A 15,236-nucleotide genomic window follows, 5' to 3' on the forward strand; every position below is an offset into this window, starting at 1 on the left:
GGCATGATCCGAGCACGCGGGCTGACCAAGACGTTCAGCCGCCACAAGGAGACCGTCGAGGCGGTCAAGGGGATCGACGTCGACGTCGCGGAGGGCGAGCTCGTCGCCTTCCTCGGCCCCAACGGCGCCGGCAAGTCGACGACGCTGCGGATGCTGACGTCGCTCCTGGAGCCGACGGCGGGGGAGGCGACCGTCGCCGGGTACGACGTCGTCGCGCACCCGGCGCAGGTCCGGGCCCGGCTCGGCTTCATCGGGCAGGGCAACGGCGGCGGCTTCAGCTACAAGGTGGCCGACGAGCTGCACAACCAGGGCCGCTTCTACGGCCTGGCCCCGCAGGTCTACAAGGAGCGCGCGGCCGACCTCCTGGGGGCGCTCGAGCTCACCGGCCTGGAGAGGCGGTCCGTGCAGTCGCTGTCCGGCGGGCAGCGCCGCCGGCTCGACGTCGCGCTCGGGCTGATGAACCACCCGCCGCTGCTGTTCCTCGACGAGCCCACCACCGGCCTCGACCCGCACTCGCGGGCCAACCTCTGGGGGCACATCGCCGCGATGCGCGAGCGGTACGGGATGACGGTGGTGCTCACCACCCACTACCTCGACGAGGCCGACAGCATGGCCGAGCGGGTCGTCGTCATCGACCACGGCGAGATCATCGCCGACGCCGCGCCCGACGCCCTCAAGCGCCGGTACGCCGACGACACCCTCACCCTCGTGGTCGCGACGGACGACGGCGCGGCCGTGCGTGCGGCACTGCCCGACGACCTCGGCGACCTCGAGGTCACGGCGCACGACGCCGGCCTGCAGGTGCGGGTGGGCACCGCGCGGGGCGCGGACACGCTGCCCGGCGCCATCGAGGCGCTGCGCGTGGCCGGCATCGCGACGACGTCGGCGAGCGCCCGCCAGGCCAGCCTCGACGACGTGTTCCTCAACCTCACCGGCCGGAGCCTGCGCGAGGAGGCGGCAGCATGACCGAGCAGACCCGCACCACCGTCCCCGTCGACGCCGGGCGCGAGGCGCCGCGCATCGTCACGCGCACCGGCCCGGGCAAGTTCGTCACCGACACCGCGGCCGTCTTCACCCGCGAGATCCTGCTGACGCTGCGCGACCCGTTCACGCTGATCTTCTCGCTGCTGCAGCCGCTGATCTTCCTCGGGCTGTTCGGCCCGCTGCTCACCGGCACGTTCGGGGGCTTCGGCGGCTCGGGCGCGAGCACGGCGGACACCCTGCAGTGGTTCGTGCCCGGCGTGATCGTGATGATCTCGCTGTTCGGCACGTCGATGACCGGCTCCAACCTGCTGTACGAGATCATGACCGGCTCCTACGAGCGGGTGCTCGCCACCCCGCTGGACCGCTCCGCGATCCTCGTGGGCCGGGCGCTCAAGGAGTTCGCGCCGCTGCTGGTGCAGGGGCTCATCATCGCCGTGGTGTGCATCCCGTTCGGCTTCACGTTCCACGTGCTGCCGGCGCTCGCGGGCCTCGTGCTGCTGGGCGTCTTCGGCGTCGGGATCGGCGCCCTGTCGCACGCGCTGGCGCTCGCGTCGAAGAACCGCGAGTGGCTGTTCTGGGGCGTGCAGCAGTCGCTGCTGTTCCCGCTGCTCATCCTGTCCGGGATGATGCTGCCGCTCGAGTCGGGCCCGTCGTGGATGCAGACGGCGGCGAAGTTCAACCCGCTCACCTACATGGTGGACGCCGAGCGTGTGCTGTTCGGCGGCACCTTCGCCGACACCGCCGTGCTCTGGGGGGTGGTCGCCGCGGCCGTCACGTGCGCCGTCGGGCTCGTCGTGGGCATCCGGTCCACGCGCCGGTCCGTCTGACCCCCACATCCGCGAGATAGAGAGGTTCGGACGGGACCGCAACTGTGCGGCCCCGTCCGAACCTCTCTATCTCGCGGAAGCCCTTCTCTATCTCGCGGTCAGCGGCCGGTGTCGTTCATCTCGTCGGGGTGGGAGCCGATGCGCTCGTCGCGGTCGAGGCCGGTGATGGCGGCCATGTCCTCGCCCGAGAGCTCGAAGTCGAAGACCTCGAGGTTCTCGCGGATGCGCGACGGCGTGGCGGACTTGGGGAAGACGACGTCGCCGCGCTGCACGTGCCAGCGCAGCACCACCTGGGCGGGGGTGCGGCCGTGGTCGGCGGCGATGCGGGCGAGGGTCGGGTCGTCGAGCACGCGACCGCGGCCCAGCGGGGACCAGGCCTCGGTGACGATCTCGTGCTCCGCGTCGAAGGCGCGGACGTCCTCGTTGCCGAACCAGGGGTGGATCTCCACCTGGTTGACGGCGGGCACCACGGTGCCCTCGTCGAGGAGGCGGCGCAGGTGGTGCGGCTGGAAGTTCGAGGTGCCGATGGCGCGGGCGCGGCCCGAGCGGTACAGCTCCTCGAGCGCCCCCCACGCCTCGACGAACTGGCCGACGGCGGGCAGCGGCCAGTGGATGAGGAACAGGTCCACATGGTCGAGGCCGAGCTCCTCGAGCGACCGGTCGAAGGCCTCGAGGGCGGCGTCGTGCTCGTGGAAGGCGTTGTTCAGCTTGGTGGTGACGAAGAGGTCGTCGCGCGACAGACCCGAGGCCGCGATGGCCTCGCCGACGCCGCGCTCGTTGCGGTACATCTGCGCGGTGTCGATGTGCCGGTAGCCCGCCTCGAGGGCGGTCAGCACCAGCTCGCGGGTCTCCTCCGGCGGGACCTTGAAGACGCCGTAGCCGAGCTGCGGGATCGACGTGCCGTTGTTCAGGGGCAGGGACGGGATCGCGTTGCTCATCCCCCCATCCTGACCCGGGAGCGGACGTGTCGCAGCAAGGTGGTCGTCGGCCCGGGTGTCGCCGGACGGTCAGCGCGGGTCCGTGGCGCGGCCGTCGCGGGGCGCGCAGCACTCGTCCGAGCAGCCGTCGTCCGCGCACCCGTCGTCGCCCCCGAGCAGCACGCCGACGGGCGTGCAGCAGGCGTCACCGCGCCACGCCTCGACGCCCTCCTTCACCGCGAAGCCCGCGATGACGAGCGCCGCGAGCGGGTCGGCCCACGACCAGCCGAGCGTCGCGTTGAGGACGAGCCCCACCAGCAGCACCGCGGACAGATAGGTGCACAGCAGGGTCTGCTTCGAGTCCGCGACGGCGGACGCGGAGCCGAGCTCGCGGCCGGTGCGGCGCTCGACCCAGGAGAGGAACGGCATGACGGCCAGGCTCACGGCTGCGAGCGCGATGCCGACGGGGGAGTGGTCGGGCTCGGCCGCGCCGAGCAGCGTGCGGACGGCGTCGGCCGTGACGAACAGGGCCAGCCCGAGGAACGACACGGCGATGAGGCGCAGCGCGACGCGCTCGCGGCGGTGCGGGTCCGGCGCGGCGAACTGCCACGCGACGGCGGCCGCGGACAGCACCTCGACCACCGAGTCGAGGCCGAAGCCGACGAGCGCGGCCGACGACGCGGCGCGCCCGGCGGCGATCGCGATCACGGCTTCGACGACGTTGTAGGCGATCGTCGCGGCGACGATCCAGCGCACCCGGCGCTCGAGGAGCGCGCGGCGCACGGGCGGCAGCGGGCGGAGCGGCAGGGTCGTCACGGGTCCGACGGTACACGGAGTCCTGTACCGTCGACCAGGGGCGACGGAGTGGTTCGGGTGGCGGGCATGCTGTACCCATGTCGAAGAGTCTTCCTCTGGGCCCCACGGTGATCGACGACGACCGCGACGTGCGGTTCGTCGCAGGGTCGAACCAGTTCGCGATCCGTCTCAAGGACGGTCATCTGCACGTCCGCGCCATCGACGCCGGCGAGGGCGAGGCGCAGCTCTCGGTGTCCCCGACGTCGAGGAGCACCCTCGACCTGCGCATCCAGAGCCGGTCGCCGCACGGCCCCGTGGAGGTCGAGGGCCCCACGGTGCGATAGCCGGGTGCCCGCGGGGACGCAGGTCAGGGTGCCCGGACTGTGCCCGTGTCGTCGACAGGCGCACAATGGAAGGACCCGGAGGTGTTCCATGGTCACGATCGACGAGGCACGCGCCGCCAAGCCCGCCCTGCGTGAGGCGCTCCAGAGCGTCGAAGGGGTGCGCGGCGTCGGGCTCGCCCAACGCGGCGACGAGACGGACTGGGTGCTCCAGGTGAACGTCGTCTCCCTCAGCGCGCGCAAGGACGTGCCGCCCGCCGTCGAGGGCGTACCGGTGCAGGTGCAGGTGGTCGGGGCGGTCACCGCGCTCTGACCGCTTCTGTCGGGCGACCGTGGTGCCGAGTGCGTCGACGAGCCCACGGTAGGGCCGGGTGCTCGGGCTGTCGCCGCGGTGACGCAGAATGGCGGGGTGACCTCTTCGTCCCGACTGCCCCGTGTCCGCGCCTCCGAGCTGGTCGGCCGCGGCTGGCTCAACACCGGCGGCCGGGACGTCACCCTCGCGGACCTGCGGGGCAAGGTCGTGGTGCTCGACTTCTGGACCTTCTGCTGCGTCAACTGCCTGCACGTGCTGGACGAGCTGCGCGAGCTGGAGGAGCGGCACCGCGACGAGCTGGTGATCGTGGGCGTGCACTCGCCCAAGTTCGCGCACGAGGCGGACCCCGACGCGCTTGCGGCCGCCGTCGAGCGGTACGAGGTGCGCCACCCGGTGCTCGACGACCCGGAGCTGGTCACCTGGGGCGCGTACACCGCGCGGGCCTGGCCGACGCTCGTCGTCGTCGACCCCGAGGGGTACGTCGTGGCGCAGATGGCGGGGGAGGGTCACGCGTCGGCGATCGAGGCGATCGTCGAGGAGCTGGTCGCGGAGCACGAGGCCAAGGGCACGCTGCACCGCGGCGACGGCCCGTACGTGCCGCCCGTCCCCCAGCCGAGCACGCTGCGCTTCCCCGCGAAGGTCGTCGCCCTGGCGAGCGGGAACCTGCTCGTCGCGGACGCCGGCCACCACTCCCTGGCGGAGCTGGCGCCCGACGGCGAGACGCTGGTGCGCCGCATCGGCTCCGGCGAGCGCGGCCTCGCCGACTCCCGGGGAGACACGGACCCCGCCGGCGCGCGGTTCAGCGAGCCGAACGGCCTGTGCCTCGTGCCCGGCGAGCTGCGCCCGCACCTCGGGTACGACGTCCTCGTCGCGGACACCGTGAACCACGCGCTGCGGGGCGTGCGGCTCGACGACGGCGCCGTGACCACGGTCGCCGGCACGGGCGAGCAGTTCATGGTGGGCGGGCAGGAGAACGTCGTCGGGCCGACCGGGTCGTTCGACGCGAGCGCCGCCCACCCCGCGACGTCGGTCCGGCTCAGCTCGCCCTGGGACGTCGCGTGGTCGCCGCGGCTCGGCGTGTTCGTCGTCGCGATGGCCGGCCACCACACCCTGTGGGCCTTCGACCCGCTGCAGGGCACGGTCGCGCTGCTCGCCGGCACGATGAACGAGGGCCTGGAGGACGGGCCCGGCGGGCAGGCGTGGTTCGCGCAGCCGTCCGGCCTCGCTCCGGCGACCGGCCCCGGTGCCCACGACGCGCTCTGGCTGGCGGACGCCGAGACGTCCGCGCTGCGCCGCGTCGAGCCGGCCGACGGGTCGGTCGCCGTGACGACGGTCGTCGGGCAGGGGCTGTTCGACTTCGGCCACCGCGACGGCCCGGCCGCCGAGTCGCTGCTGCAGCACCCGCTGGGCGTGGCCGCGCTGCCCGACGGCAGCGTCGTCGTCGCCGACACGTACAACGGCGCGCTGCGGCGGTACGACCCGGCGTCGGACGCCGTCACGACGCTCGCCACCGGGCTCGCGGAGCCGAGCGACGTGCTCGTCGACGCCTCCGACGGTAGCGTCCGCCTGCTGGTCGTGGAGTCCGCGGCGCACCGGCTCACGCGGGTCGCGCTGCCGGCGGACGTCGCGGGCCGGGTGCTCGACGGCGGCGCGCACCGTGTGGCGCGCCCGGCGACGGAAGTCGCGCCCGGCGAGCTGCGGCTGGACGTGCCGTTCGTGCCCGCGCCGGGCCAGAAGCTCGACGACCGGTGGGGCCCGTCCACGGAGCTGCGGGTGAGCGCCACGCCGCCGGAGCTGCTGCTCGACGGCGCGGGGGACGGCGTCGACCTCGCCCGCGTCCTCGTGATCGACCCGGATGTCGCCGAGGGCGTGCTGCACGTGACCGCGAAGGCCGCGTCGTGCGACGAGGTGCCCCTCGGGCCGGACGGCGAGCCCGACCCCGACGTCTTCCCCGCCTGCCACCTCGCCCAGCAGGACTGGGGCGTGCCGGTGCGCGTCACCCCGGACGGCGATGCGGCACTCACCCTGCCGCTGCGGGGCTGATCTCCGCCCTCAGCGCCTCTCGCTCAGACGACCGATCCTGAGTTGCAGGCGGCGGGGGCTCGGAAGCGACCGGATGACGCTGCCGCCGACACGGTGGAGTCGGGGCGGTATCGGGGGCATCCCCGATACCGGCAGGATGTCTGCGGTCAATAGCGTGAGGCTGTGGACTTCAGAACCTTCGCGCGCAGCTGGCTCGCTTGCCTGATCGGGTGCCTCCCCCTCCTCGCGCTGCTGCTCGTGCCGCAGCTCATGCGCAGCCGCGCCGGCAGCGAGCAGCTGCTCATGATCGGGACTGGTCTGCTCCTGGTCCTGCTCACGGCGGCGTTCGTGTTCGCACCCCTCATGACTGCGTGGTTCGCTCCGGTTCGCGGGTCCTGGGAGCCGCGAACGGCGCTCGGTGCGACGGCGCGCGTCTGGCGGCACCGGAAGGGCAGCGCAACGATCGCGCACTTGCCGGGATCGCGGTCTACGCCGGGGGCCAGGCCGTCGGCTATTGGCTCGGCTCCGCGGTGCCGTACGTCAGCGACAACCCCGAGCACCTCACCGATCCCAGCCAGCCCCTGTGGGTCATTCACTACCCGGCCTATGTGCTGCAGGCGATCGTGCTCTACCTCGCCACAACCCTTGCCGTCGCGGTCTACGGCTGGCGGATGCGCACGTTGAGTCTGCAGCCCTCGGCGACGGTCGTGATGGCGTCACCGAACTAGGCGGTCCTGCTGAAGCACACGGAGCCCGTCCCCGGGTTCGGAATCGACCGGTGTCGAGGCGCAGCAGAATCGCTTGGCAGCAGGTCCATCGACGTCGTGCTCGAGGACGACGATGTCCTGGTCTTCCACCACACGCGTCCGTTCTGGCCCGTGCACCTGGTGGTGATCCCGAAGCGACACGTCGACTCGCTGCTGACGCTCGATGATCCGCTGCTGACCAGCAGGCTCCTCCAGGCCGTGCAACACACGGCGGATGGGGCTCTGAAGGCGCACGGTGCTGCGAGCGTGCTGACCAACCTGGGCAACTACCAAGATTCCAAGCATCTCCACTTCCACGTCCGGTCTGGCTCACCGCTGCGTAGACCCCCGAACCCTGGGCCTCCACTCGTTCACCCGTGACTATCTCCTGGCGGCGTCACGACAGTTCTCGCCAGGATGGCCGATATGGACGAGGTGGAGGTCGTCGTCGCCCACAGTCAGCGCGCGACGCTGCGCGTCGGCGACGTGTTCCTGAAGGTGGACGGCGACCCTGCGCACGCCGAACGCGAGGCGCTGGCCATGGACATGGCGCCGATACCGACCCCGGCGGTCCTCTGGCGCGAGCCGCCCGTGCTCGCGATCGCCGCGGTTCCCGGCAGGGCGCTCGGCGTCCTCGGCGAACCGTCGGCCGCGTCGCCGGCGGCGTGGGCGGCGGCGGGCGCCGCCATCCGGAGGCTGCACGACGCGCCGCTGCCGCCGTGGCCGGGAACCAGGCTCGACGACGTGGCGGCGGAGCTCGACCGCGAGTGCGCGTGGTTGCTCGCCCACGCGGTCGTGCCCGCCGAGGTGATCCGGAGGAACCGCGCGATCGCCGAGACCGCGCTCCGGCCGTGGACGCCGGTGTTCATCCACGGTGACCTGCAGATCACCCACGTGTTCGTCGACGGCGACGAGGTCACCGGCGTCATCGACTGGTCCGAGGCCGCCCCCGGCGACGCCATGTACGACCTTGCCATCCTGACGCTCGGGCACGAGGAACGCCTGGACGACGTGCTGGCCGGCTACGGCGCCGGCGCGGACCGGGACGTGATCCGCGCCTGGTGGTCCCTGCGCAGCCTGGTGGCGTCGCGCTGGCTGATCGAGCACGGCTTCGACCCGGACGCGCCGGGGTGCGAGCTCGACGTGCTCCGGTCCCGGATGCGAGAACCCAGGGACGGCTGACGGGTGTCAGCGCGGTGGCGCAGTCGGTCCACGCGCGCCCACCGAGGCTCAGGCAGGTCCTGCGAGGGCGTGGACCGTCGCCGCGGCCGCGGCGACGGCTGCTGCGTCCTTGGTCAGGATGGCGCCGTGGTTGCTCGCCACCTTTGCCGCGAGGGCGATGTGGGGGTTGCGAGCGGTCACCTGGTCGAGGCTGGCGCGGATCACCTCCTGCTCCTGGCCTCGGCTGCCGAACGACGTTCCTGAGGCGACCACGTATCGGGTGGGCGCGGTGATGCGATCCAGGACGGGGCCGAGCTCGCGTTCTCGTGAGATCTTGCCGAGCTCGATGTTGCTCTGGGCCTGTTGGGCGGCCGTCATCTTCGGGAGCAGGCCCAGCGGTCGTAGCGCGGGACGCAGGAAGGCGAGCCGCTTGAACAGCATGCGGATCCGCTCCTCCATGGCGTCGTCGAGCCAGTCGTGCGGGAACGCTCCGTCGACCAGGACTGCCCCGATCGTGCGTTCGGGGTGGCGTTCGGCCCAGTGTGCCGCGACGACGGCGCCGTAGGACCAGCCCACCAGCAGCGCGCGCTCGACTCCGCGGGCCTCGAGGACGACGGTCACGTCGTGGACGGCAGCCTCGAAGCTGTAGTCACGCGACGTCCGTGACTGTCCGCGCGCTCGTTCGTCGAAGGTGATGTGCCGGTAGCGGGGGCCGAGCTCGGTGATGACCCGCCGCCAGTACCGCTGGGTGGCGAACTGGCCGTTGCAGTAGAGCACGGGGATGCCGTCGCCGCCGCTGTCGCTGACGGCGAGGGCGGTGTCGTCGACGGGGACCATGCCGGTCCAGGCCGAGGTGAGGTCGGGCGCAGGGGACAACATGGCTCCTTCAGAGGTGGCAAGGGAAGCGGGCGGCCGGTGGGGTGCCGAAGGGATGCGGGTCACCTGGCGCCTTCGGACTGCGGCACGGCGTGCTCGGCGGCGCGGCTGACCTGCTCCCATGCGGCCCAGGTGTCGATGCGCTGGCGTGAGACGTCGTGCGCGAGGTCGTAGGCCATGTTCCCGAGAGCCAGCCGCAGGGGCGGTGTGTCGCTGTCGACGAGGGTGAGCATCGCCTTGGCGGCGAGGCGAGGGTCGCTGTCCACCGACCCGTCGGCCCACTGCCGCTCGAGCTCGGCCCGCAGCGGTGCGTACGGTTCGGCCGGGCTGGTCGAGACCATGTTCGTGTAGAGGTCGGTCCAGTAACCGCCGGGCTGCACGATGGTGACCTTCACGCCGAACGGCGCGGCCTCCGTCGCGAGTGCCTCACTCATGCCCTCCAACGCGAACTTGCTCGCGCTGTACATCCCGGTGCTGGGGAACCCGCCGAGAGCGGCGATGCTCGAGATCTGCAGGATGTGGCCCGACCCCTGCCGCCGCAGGTGCGGCATCGCGGCCTGGCTGACCCACAACGCACCGAAGAAGTTGACCTCGAGCTGGGCTCTCGCCTGCTCCTCGGTGAACTCCTCGACCATGCCCATGGACATGGTGCCTGCGTTGTTCACCACGACATCGAGTCGACCGAGGTGGGCGACCGCGGCAGCCATTGCGGCATCGACCGCGCTCTTGTCGGTGACGTCCAGGCGCAGTGCAAGAACACGGTCACGGTGCTCTGCGTCGAACGTGTCGGCGGTCGCTGTCCGTGCCGCGACGACCACGCGATCGCCGTGCTCGAGGGCGGCGACGGCCAGCGCGCGGCCCAGACCGCGGCTGGCACCCGTGATGAACCACGTACGGGGGGACGGGGAGGGCTGGCGCAAGGCTGCTCCTAGGATAAGACGAGACGGTCCGTCTCGTTGTGTACCCCACGGTGGAGCAGCTTCAGCCATCGCGCAATACGCAACGTCTCGTCTCGCCTGGGGTATCTTTGCTGCATGTCGAACCCTGATCCCGCCCGGCGCAACGAGAGCTCGCGTCGCGCCGTCCTGACCGCCACGCTCGACCTCCTTCAGGAGGTGCCCTACGCACGGCTGAGCATCGAAGGCATCGCCACCCGTGCCGGCGTGGGCAAGCAGACCATCTACCGGTGGTGGCCCTCCAAGGCGGCGGTCCTCTTCGACGCGTTCCTCCTCCTCAGCGAGGCGGACGCAGGCGGGCCGCCCGAGCTTCCCGACACCGGTGACCTCCGGGCCGACCTGATCCTGGTGCTGCGGGCGACGGCGGCCGAGCTGGACAGCCCCCGGCTCGCGGAGCCGATGCGCGCCCTGGCCACGGAGGTCGCGCACGATGCAGGGCTGGCCGCGTCGTACCACGAACGTCTCGACGCCCCGCTCCGCAAGGCCAAGCGGCAACGCTTGCGCAGTGCGCAGGAGGCCGGCGAGCTGGCCGACGACCTCGATCTCGACGTGGCCGTCGACATCATCTGGGGCCCCGTGCTCAACCGTTGGCTCCAACGCGGCGGCCCCCTGGACGAGGCCTACCTCGACGCTCTCCTGGACACGGCTCTCAACGGGATGCGACGCCCGAGGCGCGAACTCTGAGAACGGCGGTTCGATGCCGTTCGACGCCCTATCGGCTTCGCCGACGGAAGAGCCGAGGGCGACGGCGATCGGCAGCGGACGCCTCTGCTCGCGCCTGCTCCCGCGCTCTCGCGTGTGCCTGGGCGGCTCGCGCCGCTCGGCGATCCGCCCACGCGGCGACCGTCTCTTCGACCTCCCGCGGCATGGTGACCAGGGGCGGCCCCGCCGGCGGCTGGTAGCGGCCACGACGCACCCGCCGGTTGAACTCCTCGATCTCCTGTCGCACGTCCGCCTCGCTCCACATCTCGTCGAGGCGCTCGTCCAGCTCGGCGTCCTCCTTGCGCAGCTGGATCGAGGGCGGCAGCAGCACGAGCCGCTCGCGAATCATCAGGTTCTTCAGCCACCAGTCGGGGTCGTGGCGGTCGGGCAGGTCGAGCGGCTTGCCGCTGCCGGGCAGGTCGTCGAACTCGCCTCGTTCGATCGCCTTCCGGATCTGCATGTCCGCCAGCAGCGCGATCGCCACCTCCTCGTCGATGGCGACCGCGTACGGGTTGAAGAACGCGGTGGGTGGGTGCGGGTCAGCCATCGTCACTCCTTCCCGATGGGTTACCATACGCTTGTATTGTGTCACGGGTTTTCCTGGTGAGGAGGGGCAGGGTGCCGAAACTGGTGGACCACCAGGAACGTCGCGAGGCGATCGCGCGTGCGTTGTGGCGGGTCGTCGACGAGCACGGCTGGACGAAGGCCACCATGCGTGAGGTCGCCCGCGAGGCCGGGGTCTCCCTGGGGCACCTGCAGCACTACTTCTCGTCGCGCACGGGGTTGCTGACCTTCGCGATGCAGTACGCCGCCGAGCAGACCGGCGACCGGGTCACGCGGGGACTGGCCGCACTCGACCAGCCCCCGCACCCCAGGGACGTGCTGCGCCTGGTGCTTGCCGAGATGCTGCCCCTGCGTCCCGACGCCCGCGCCTCGAGCCGCATGAGCGCCGCGTACGTCCTGGAGGCGCTGCACGACCCGGCGCTGCGCCAGCAGGCGGCCCTCGGGCTCCGCGACGGGCGTGCCATGGTCGAGCGCCTCGTCCGAGAGGCGATCGCCCAGGGGCAGATCGCGCCGGACCGCGACCCGGACATCGAGACCGACCTCATCCTCGCGCTGACCGGGTTCACGCCCCTGCTCGAGCTCGAGGTGATCGAGCCCCGGGCCGCGCTGGCGGCCATCGACCAGTACCTGGGCCGACTCTTCGCCGAGGCGCCGTGATCGCGCCGCGCAGGCAGTCGTGCCGGGCGGTACCGTCCCGGGCATGACCCGCGTCTCGCACGGCGACGGCCCAGAGGTGTGGACCGTCGACCGGCACCTCTCGGACCAGCCGGACCAGACTCTCGAGCTCTACGACGCGTTCATGGCGCGGGCCGAGGCGATCGGCCCGTTCACGCTCTCCGTCTCGAGGTCGGCGATCACGCTCAAGGGCACCCGGCGCGGGTTCGCGGGCGTCGTGCCGCGGCCCGGTCTGCTGCGGGGCTACCTCGACCTGCAGCGTGTGGTCGAGGACCCGCGCATCACCAACGCCAAGCCCTACACCCGGCGCCTGGTCGTGCACCACTTCCGCGTCACCGACGTCGAGCAGCTCGACGACGACTTCGCCGGGTGGCTGCGCGAGGCGTACGCCGTCGGCGCGGGCGCCCACGTCGGCCAGGCCGGCGGGTGAGGGGGCACGACGGCACGGGCGCGGTGCTGGTGGCCGGCCCCGTGTCCTGGAACCGGATCGTCCACGTCGACGCGCTGCCGGAGCCGACGCCGCACACCGTGTTCGCGCGCGGCGCGTACGACGCGGTGGGCGGCACGTCCGCGGGCAAGGCCCTCAACCTCACGAGCCTGGGGCGGGGCGTCACGCTGCGCACCGTGCTCGGCGCCGACGACGAGGGCGCTCGCGTGCGCGGCGCGCTCGACGCCGCGGGCGTGCGGGTCCTGGCCGAGCCGTCGCCGGACGGGCGCACGGAGAGCCACCTCAACCTCATGGACGCCGGCGGCGGGCGGCTGTCCGTCTACCTGCGCGCGCCCGGCGAGGTGCCGGCCTCCGGCCCCGGCTGGGACGCGACGCTCGCCGCGCTCGACGACGCCGCGGCCGTCGTCGTCGACCTCGCCGCGCACTCCCGGCCGGTGCTCGCCGCGGCGGCCGCGCGCGGGCACGACGTGTGGGTGGACCTGCACGACCACGACGGCGTCGCCGACTTCCACCGGCCCTGGGCGGAGGCGGGTACGCACGTGTTCCTCAGCTCGGACCGGCTGCCCGACCACCGCGCGTTCATGGCGGCGCGGCGCGACGCCGGGGCCCTGCTCGTCGTGTGCACGCACGGCGCGCGCGGGGCGACAGCGCTCACCGCGGACGGCTTCGTCGACGTCCCCGCCGAGCGCGTGGACGACGTCGTCGACACGAACGGCGCGGGCGACGGCTTCTTCGCGGGCTTTCTCGACGCGCACCTGCGCGGGGCGGACGTCGCGGAGGCGCTCGCAGCCGGCGCGGCGCACGCCGCGCGGGTGGTGCGCAGCCCGGCGCTCGCGCCGGCGGTCTGAGCCGGGGTCAGGCCAGGCCGGCGTCGCGCGCGACGATCGCCGCCTGCATCCGCGACACGACGCCGAGCTTGGCGAGCACCCGCGACACGTGCGTCTTCGCGGTGGCCTCGGTGATGACGAGCTCGTCCGCGATGCCCTGGTTGGACAGCCCGCGGCCGAGCGCCGCGAGCACGTCCACCTCGCGGGGCGTGAGGTCCGCGAGGCGCGGGTCGCCGGGCGCCGCGTCCGGGACCGACGTGCCGCCGCGCGACAGCTGGGCGAGCACGCGACGCGTCACCTCGGGCGCGAGCACGCCGTCCCCGGCCGCCACGCGCCGGACGGCGTCGAGCAGCGCCGCGGGCTCGGCCGTCTTGAGCAGGAACCCCGCCGCGCCCGCGCGCAGCGCGCCGTCCACGTACTCGTCCAGGTCGAACGTCGTGAGCACCAGCACGTCGGCCACGCCCTCCGCGGCGATGGTGCGGGTGGCGGCGATCCCGTCGGTGCCGGGCATGCGCAGGTCCATCAGCACGACGTCGGGGCGCAGGGCCCGCGCGTTCGTCACGGCGGCGGACCCGTCGGCGGCCTCGCCGACCACCTCCACGTCGTCCGCGGCATCGAGCAGCAGGCGCAGGCCCGCCCGGATCGCGGCGTGGTCGTCGGCGATGAGCACGCGGGCCGGTCCGGCGCCCGTCGTCATGCTGCCTCCCCTCCGGCCGGCACGCGGGCGCGCACGGCCCAGCCGCCGTCGTCCGTCGGCGCGGCCTGGAACGTGCCACCGAGCGCCTCCGCACGCTCGCGCATCGTGAGCATCCCGGTGCCCGCGCTGAGGGGCGACGCGTCGCCCGCGGCCCCCGGCCCGGCGGCGGCCGGAGCGTTGCGCACCTCGAGCGCCACCGCGCCGCCGCCGCCGCCGTCGTCGTCGGTCCCCAGGGCGAGACGCACGGTCACGGCGGCCCCGGGCGCGTGCTTGCGCGCGTTGGTGACGGCCTCTTGCGCGATGCGGTAGACGGCGTGCCCGACGGCGGCGGGCAGGCGCGCCCCGGCGACGCCGTCCGGGTCGTCGAGCGTCACCTCCGTGCCGGCGGCCCGGGCGGTGGCGAGCAGGTCGTCGAGGCGGTCGAGGCGGCCGGGCGCGGCGAGGGGGTCGCGCCGGGCGTCGGCGCGCAGCAGGTCGATCATCGACCGCATCTCGGTGAGCGACGCGAGGGAGCTGGCGCGGACCTGCTCCAGCGCCGCGCGGTCCCGGTCGGCGTCCGGCGGGGCGGCGAGCACCGCCCCCGAGTGGATCGCGATCGTGGACAGGTGCGAGGCGATGACGTCGTGCAGGTCGCGCGCCATCGCCGCGCGCTCCGCCTGCACCGCCTCGTGCCGGTCGAGCTGGGCGATGCGCGCGAGGTCGGCGGCGCGCACGCGCTCCAGCTCGGCCGTCCGCGCGGCCTCGTCGGCGCGCGACCGCTCCAGCGCGGCCAGCTCGGACTTCTGCCGCACGTTGTCGGCCCACCACATCGGCACCAGCAGGATGGCCCCGAGGTTCAGGCCCCCGTAGACGAAGGCGCGCAGGTCGCGCGACGTCTCGCCCGCGGCGACCGCGCCGGCGACGGTCAGGACGATCGCCGACCCCCACAGCCAGCGGCGCGCGGACGGGCCCGACCACATCGCCGCCGCGTAGAGCAGGTCCCACAGCACGAGCAGGATCGCCAGGCTGCCGCCCCACGTCACGTCGACGAGGGTCACGACGACGCCGCCGGCGAGCGCCAGCATCGGGTGCGAGCGCTTGGCGAGCGTGAGGGCGCACCCGACGGCGAGGAGCGCGATCCGCCACCACGGCTCGGGCGTCACGGTGCCGGCCGGGCCGCCGCGGAACATGTCGACGAGCCCCACCTGCAGGAAGAGCCAGCCCAGCACGAACAGCGTCACCGCGGTGGTGACGTCGCCGCGCCGGTCGTCGCCGCCCCACAGCCGCACGACCCTGCCCACGAGGGTGGGCGCGGCGCGGTCGGTCGTCACGGTGCCATCCCAGCACAGGGTGCCGCCCGGGGGATCGGTCGAACGGTGTATCCGCGGGGGTATCGCCAGTGGGCG

Annotated in this window: 19 protein-coding genes; 12 read left to right on the top strand and 7 right to left on the bottom strand. The window is 73.2% G+C overall.

Annotated elements, in window-relative coordinates:
* The first annotated feature begins 3 nt into the window (after positions 1 to 3).
* Positions 4 to 966: an ABC transporter ATP-binding protein gene (locus ACQFYA_RS02740; RefSeq protein ID WP_499121414.1), complete on the top strand. Its 963-nt coding sequence runs from the start codon at positions 4 to 6 to the stop codon at positions 964 to 966.
* Positions 963 to 1,811, top strand: coding sequence for an ABC transporter permease (locus ACQFYA_RS02745; protein WP_499121416.1), 849 nt, complete (start codon positions 963 to 965; stop codon positions 1,809 to 1,811). Before ACQFYA_RS02740 ends, ACQFYA_RS02745 begins: the two co-directional genes overlap by 4 nt.
* Before the next feature lie 98 nt (positions 1,812 to 1,909).
* Here the strand turns inward: ACQFYA_RS02745 and ACQFYA_RS02750 are convergent, their stop codons facing one another.
* A complete protein-coding gene (locus ACQFYA_RS02750) occupies positions 1,910 to 2,749 on the bottom strand; it encodes an aldo/keto reductase (RefSeq protein ID WP_499121417.1) in 840 nt (279 codons plus the stop codon).
* A 69-nt stretch (positions 2,750 to 2,818) separates the two neighbouring features.
* Positions 2,819 to 3,544: a cation diffusion facilitator family transporter gene (locus ACQFYA_RS02755; protein ID WP_499121418.1), complete on the bottom strand. Its 726-nt coding sequence runs from the start codon at positions 3,542 to 3,544 to the stop codon at positions 2,819 to 2,821.
* A 77-nt stretch (positions 3,545 to 3,621) separates the two neighbouring features.
* On the opposite strand from ACQFYA_RS02755, the gene ACQFYA_RS02760 reads away from it, so the two are divergent.
* The 6 genes from ACQFYA_RS02760 (at position 3,622) to ACQFYA_RS02785 (ending at position 8,127) form a co-directional block, all read left to right on the top strand.
* Entirely contained in the window at positions 3,622 to 3,867 is a 246-nt protein-coding gene (locus ACQFYA_RS02760; protein ID WP_499121419.1) for a hypothetical protein, read from the top strand.
* An 88-nt stretch (positions 3,868 to 3,955) separates the two neighbouring features.
* Positions 3,956 to 4,177 (top strand): hypothetical protein, encoded by a 222-nt coding sequence (locus tag ACQFYA_RS02765; RefSeq protein ID WP_499121420.1) that lies wholly within the window; start codon positions 3,956 to 3,958, stop codon positions 4,175 to 4,177.
* Between the two features lie 96 nt (positions 4,178 to 4,273).
* Positions 4,274 to 6,220, top strand: coding sequence for an NHL domain-containing thioredoxin family protein (locus ACQFYA_RS02770; protein ID WP_499121422.1), 1,947 nt, complete (start codon positions 4,274 to 4,276; stop codon positions 6,218 to 6,220).
* 350 nt (positions 6,221 to 6,570) lie between these two features.
* On the top strand, positions 6,571 to 6,927 hold the full coding sequence (locus ACQFYA_RS02775) for a hypothetical protein (RefSeq protein WP_499121424.1): 357 nt from the start codon (positions 6,571 to 6,573) through the stop codon (positions 6,925 to 6,927).
* A 96-nt stretch (positions 6,928 to 7,023) separates the two neighbouring features.
* On the top strand, positions 7,024 to 7,326 hold the full coding sequence (locus tag ACQFYA_RS02780) for an HIT family protein (protein WP_499121426.1): 303 nt from the start codon (positions 7,024 to 7,026) through the stop codon (positions 7,324 to 7,326).
* A gap of 45 nt (positions 7,327 to 7,371) precedes the next feature.
* Complete coding sequence (locus ACQFYA_RS02785; RefSeq protein WP_499121427.1) at positions 7,372 to 8,127, top strand: phosphotransferase family protein; 756 nt, start codon at positions 7,372 to 7,374, stop codon at positions 8,125 to 8,127.
* A gap of 48 nt (positions 8,128 to 8,175) precedes the next feature.
* Here ACQFYA_RS02785 and ACQFYA_RS02790 read toward each other — a convergent pair whose 3' ends face one another.
* Both ACQFYA_RS02790 and ACQFYA_RS02795 read right to left on the bottom strand, forming a co-directional pair.
* Positions 8,176 to 8,985: an alpha/beta fold hydrolase gene (locus ACQFYA_RS02790; protein WP_499121428.1), complete on the bottom strand. Its 810-nt coding sequence runs from the start codon at positions 8,983 to 8,985 to the stop codon at positions 8,176 to 8,178.
* 59 nt (positions 8,986 to 9,044) lie between these two features.
* Entirely contained in the window at positions 9,045 to 9,902 is an 858-nt protein-coding gene (locus tag ACQFYA_RS02795; protein WP_499127407.1) for an SDR family NAD(P)-dependent oxidoreductase, read from the bottom strand.
* Between the two features lie 114 nt (positions 9,903 to 10,016).
* Here ACQFYA_RS02795 and ACQFYA_RS02800 point away from each other — a divergent pair, with 114 nt between their 5' ends.
* Positions 10,017 to 10,622 carry a TetR/AcrR family transcriptional regulator gene (locus ACQFYA_RS02800; RefSeq protein WP_499121429.1) on the top strand — a complete coding sequence of 202 codons (606 nt, stop codon included), beginning with the start codon at positions 10,017 to 10,019 and terminating at the stop codon, positions 10,620 to 10,622.
* Positions 10,623 to 10,650: 28 nt separating this feature from the next.
* On the opposite strand, the gene ACQFYA_RS02805 is transcribed toward ACQFYA_RS02800, so the two are convergent.
* Positions 10,651 to 11,232: a DnaJ family domain-containing protein gene (locus ACQFYA_RS02805; protein WP_499121431.1), complete on the bottom strand. Its 582-nt coding sequence runs from the start codon at positions 11,230 to 11,232 to the stop codon at positions 10,651 to 10,653.
* A gap of 26 nt (positions 11,233 to 11,258) precedes the next feature.
* Between ACQFYA_RS02805 and ACQFYA_RS02810 the strand changes: the two genes are divergently transcribed.
* Genes ACQFYA_RS02810 through ACQFYA_RS02820 form a run of 3 tightly spaced genes read left to right on the top strand, consistent with a single transcriptional unit; the run spans position 11,259 to position 13,175 of the window.
* Entirely contained in the window at positions 11,259 to 11,861 is a 603-nt protein-coding gene (locus tag ACQFYA_RS02810) for a TetR/AcrR family transcriptional regulator (protein ID WP_499121433.1), read from the top strand.
* Between the two features lie 43 nt (positions 11,862 to 11,904).
* On the top strand, positions 11,905 to 12,309 hold the full coding sequence (locus tag ACQFYA_RS02815; protein WP_499121434.1) for a DUF5655 domain-containing protein: 405 nt from the start codon (positions 11,905 to 11,907) through the stop codon (positions 12,307 to 12,309).
* Entirely contained in the window at positions 12,306 to 13,175 is an 870-nt protein-coding gene (locus ACQFYA_RS02820) for a carbohydrate kinase family protein (RefSeq protein ID WP_499121436.1), read from the top strand. Before ACQFYA_RS02815 ends, ACQFYA_RS02820 begins: the two co-directional genes overlap by 4 nt.
* 7 nt (positions 13,176 to 13,182) lie before the next feature.
* Here the strand turns inward: ACQFYA_RS02820 and ACQFYA_RS02825 are convergent, their stop codons facing one another.
* Positions 13,183 to 13,851 (bottom strand): response regulator, encoded by a 669-nt coding sequence (locus tag ACQFYA_RS02825; protein WP_499121437.1) that lies wholly within the window; start codon positions 13,849 to 13,851, stop codon positions 13,183 to 13,185.
* The gene (locus ACQFYA_RS02830; protein WP_499121439.1) at positions 13,848 to 15,161 is read right to left on the bottom strand and encodes a sensor histidine kinase; all 1,314 of its coding nucleotides are present in this window, start codon (positions 15,159 to 15,161) and stop codon (positions 13,848 to 13,850) included. Before ACQFYA_RS02830 ends, ACQFYA_RS02825 begins: the two co-directional genes overlap by 4 nt.
* Between the last annotated feature and the right edge of the window lie 75 nt (positions 15,162 to 15,236).

The sequence above is a fragment of the Promicromonospora sp. Marseille-Q5078 genome (assembly GCF_050315395.1).
Lineage (GTDB): Bacteria > Actinomycetota > Actinomycetes > Actinomycetales > Cellulomonadaceae > Isoptericola.

Bases quoted from the DNA above. Each gene is read 5' to 3' on its own strand.
- ACQFYA_RS02825 (WP_499121437.1), bottom strand. From the start codon at position 13,851: ATGACGACGGGCGCCGGACCGGCCCGCGTGCTCATCGCCGACGACCAC.
- ACQFYA_RS02740 (WP_499121414.1), top strand. From the start codon at position 4: ATGATCCGAGCACGCGGGCTGACCAAGACGTTCAGCCGCCACAAGGAG.
- ACQFYA_RS02815 (WP_499121434.1), top strand. From the start codon at position 11,905: ATGACCCGCGTCTCGCACGGCGACGGCCCAGAGGTGTGGACCGTCGAC.
- ACQFYA_RS02785 (WP_499121427.1), top strand. From the start codon at position 7,372: ATGGACGAGGTGGAGGTCGTCGTCGCCCACAGTCAGCGCGCGACGCTG.
- ACQFYA_RS02750 (WP_499121417.1), bottom strand. From the start codon at position 2,749: ATGAGCAACGCGATCCCGTCCCTGCCCCTGAACAACGGCACGTCGATC.
- ACQFYA_RS02745 (WP_499121416.1), top strand. From the start codon at position 963: ATGACCGAGCAGACCCGCACCACCGTCCCCGTCGACGCCGGGCGCGAG.
- ACQFYA_RS02800 (WP_499121429.1), top strand. From the start codon at position 10,017: ATGTCGAACCCTGATCCCGCCCGGCGCAACGAGAGCTCGCGTCGCGCC.
- ACQFYA_RS02765 (WP_499121420.1), top strand. From the start codon at position 3,956: ATGGTCACGATCGACGAGGCACGCGCCGCCAAGCCCGCCCTGCGTGAG.
- ACQFYA_RS02760 (WP_499121419.1), top strand. From the start codon at position 3,622: ATGTCGAAGAGTCTTCCTCTGGGCCCCACGGTGATCGACGACGACCGC.
- ACQFYA_RS02790 (WP_499121428.1), bottom strand. From the start codon at position 8,985: ATGTTGTCCCCTGCGCCCGACCTCACCTCGGCCTGGACCGGCATGGTC.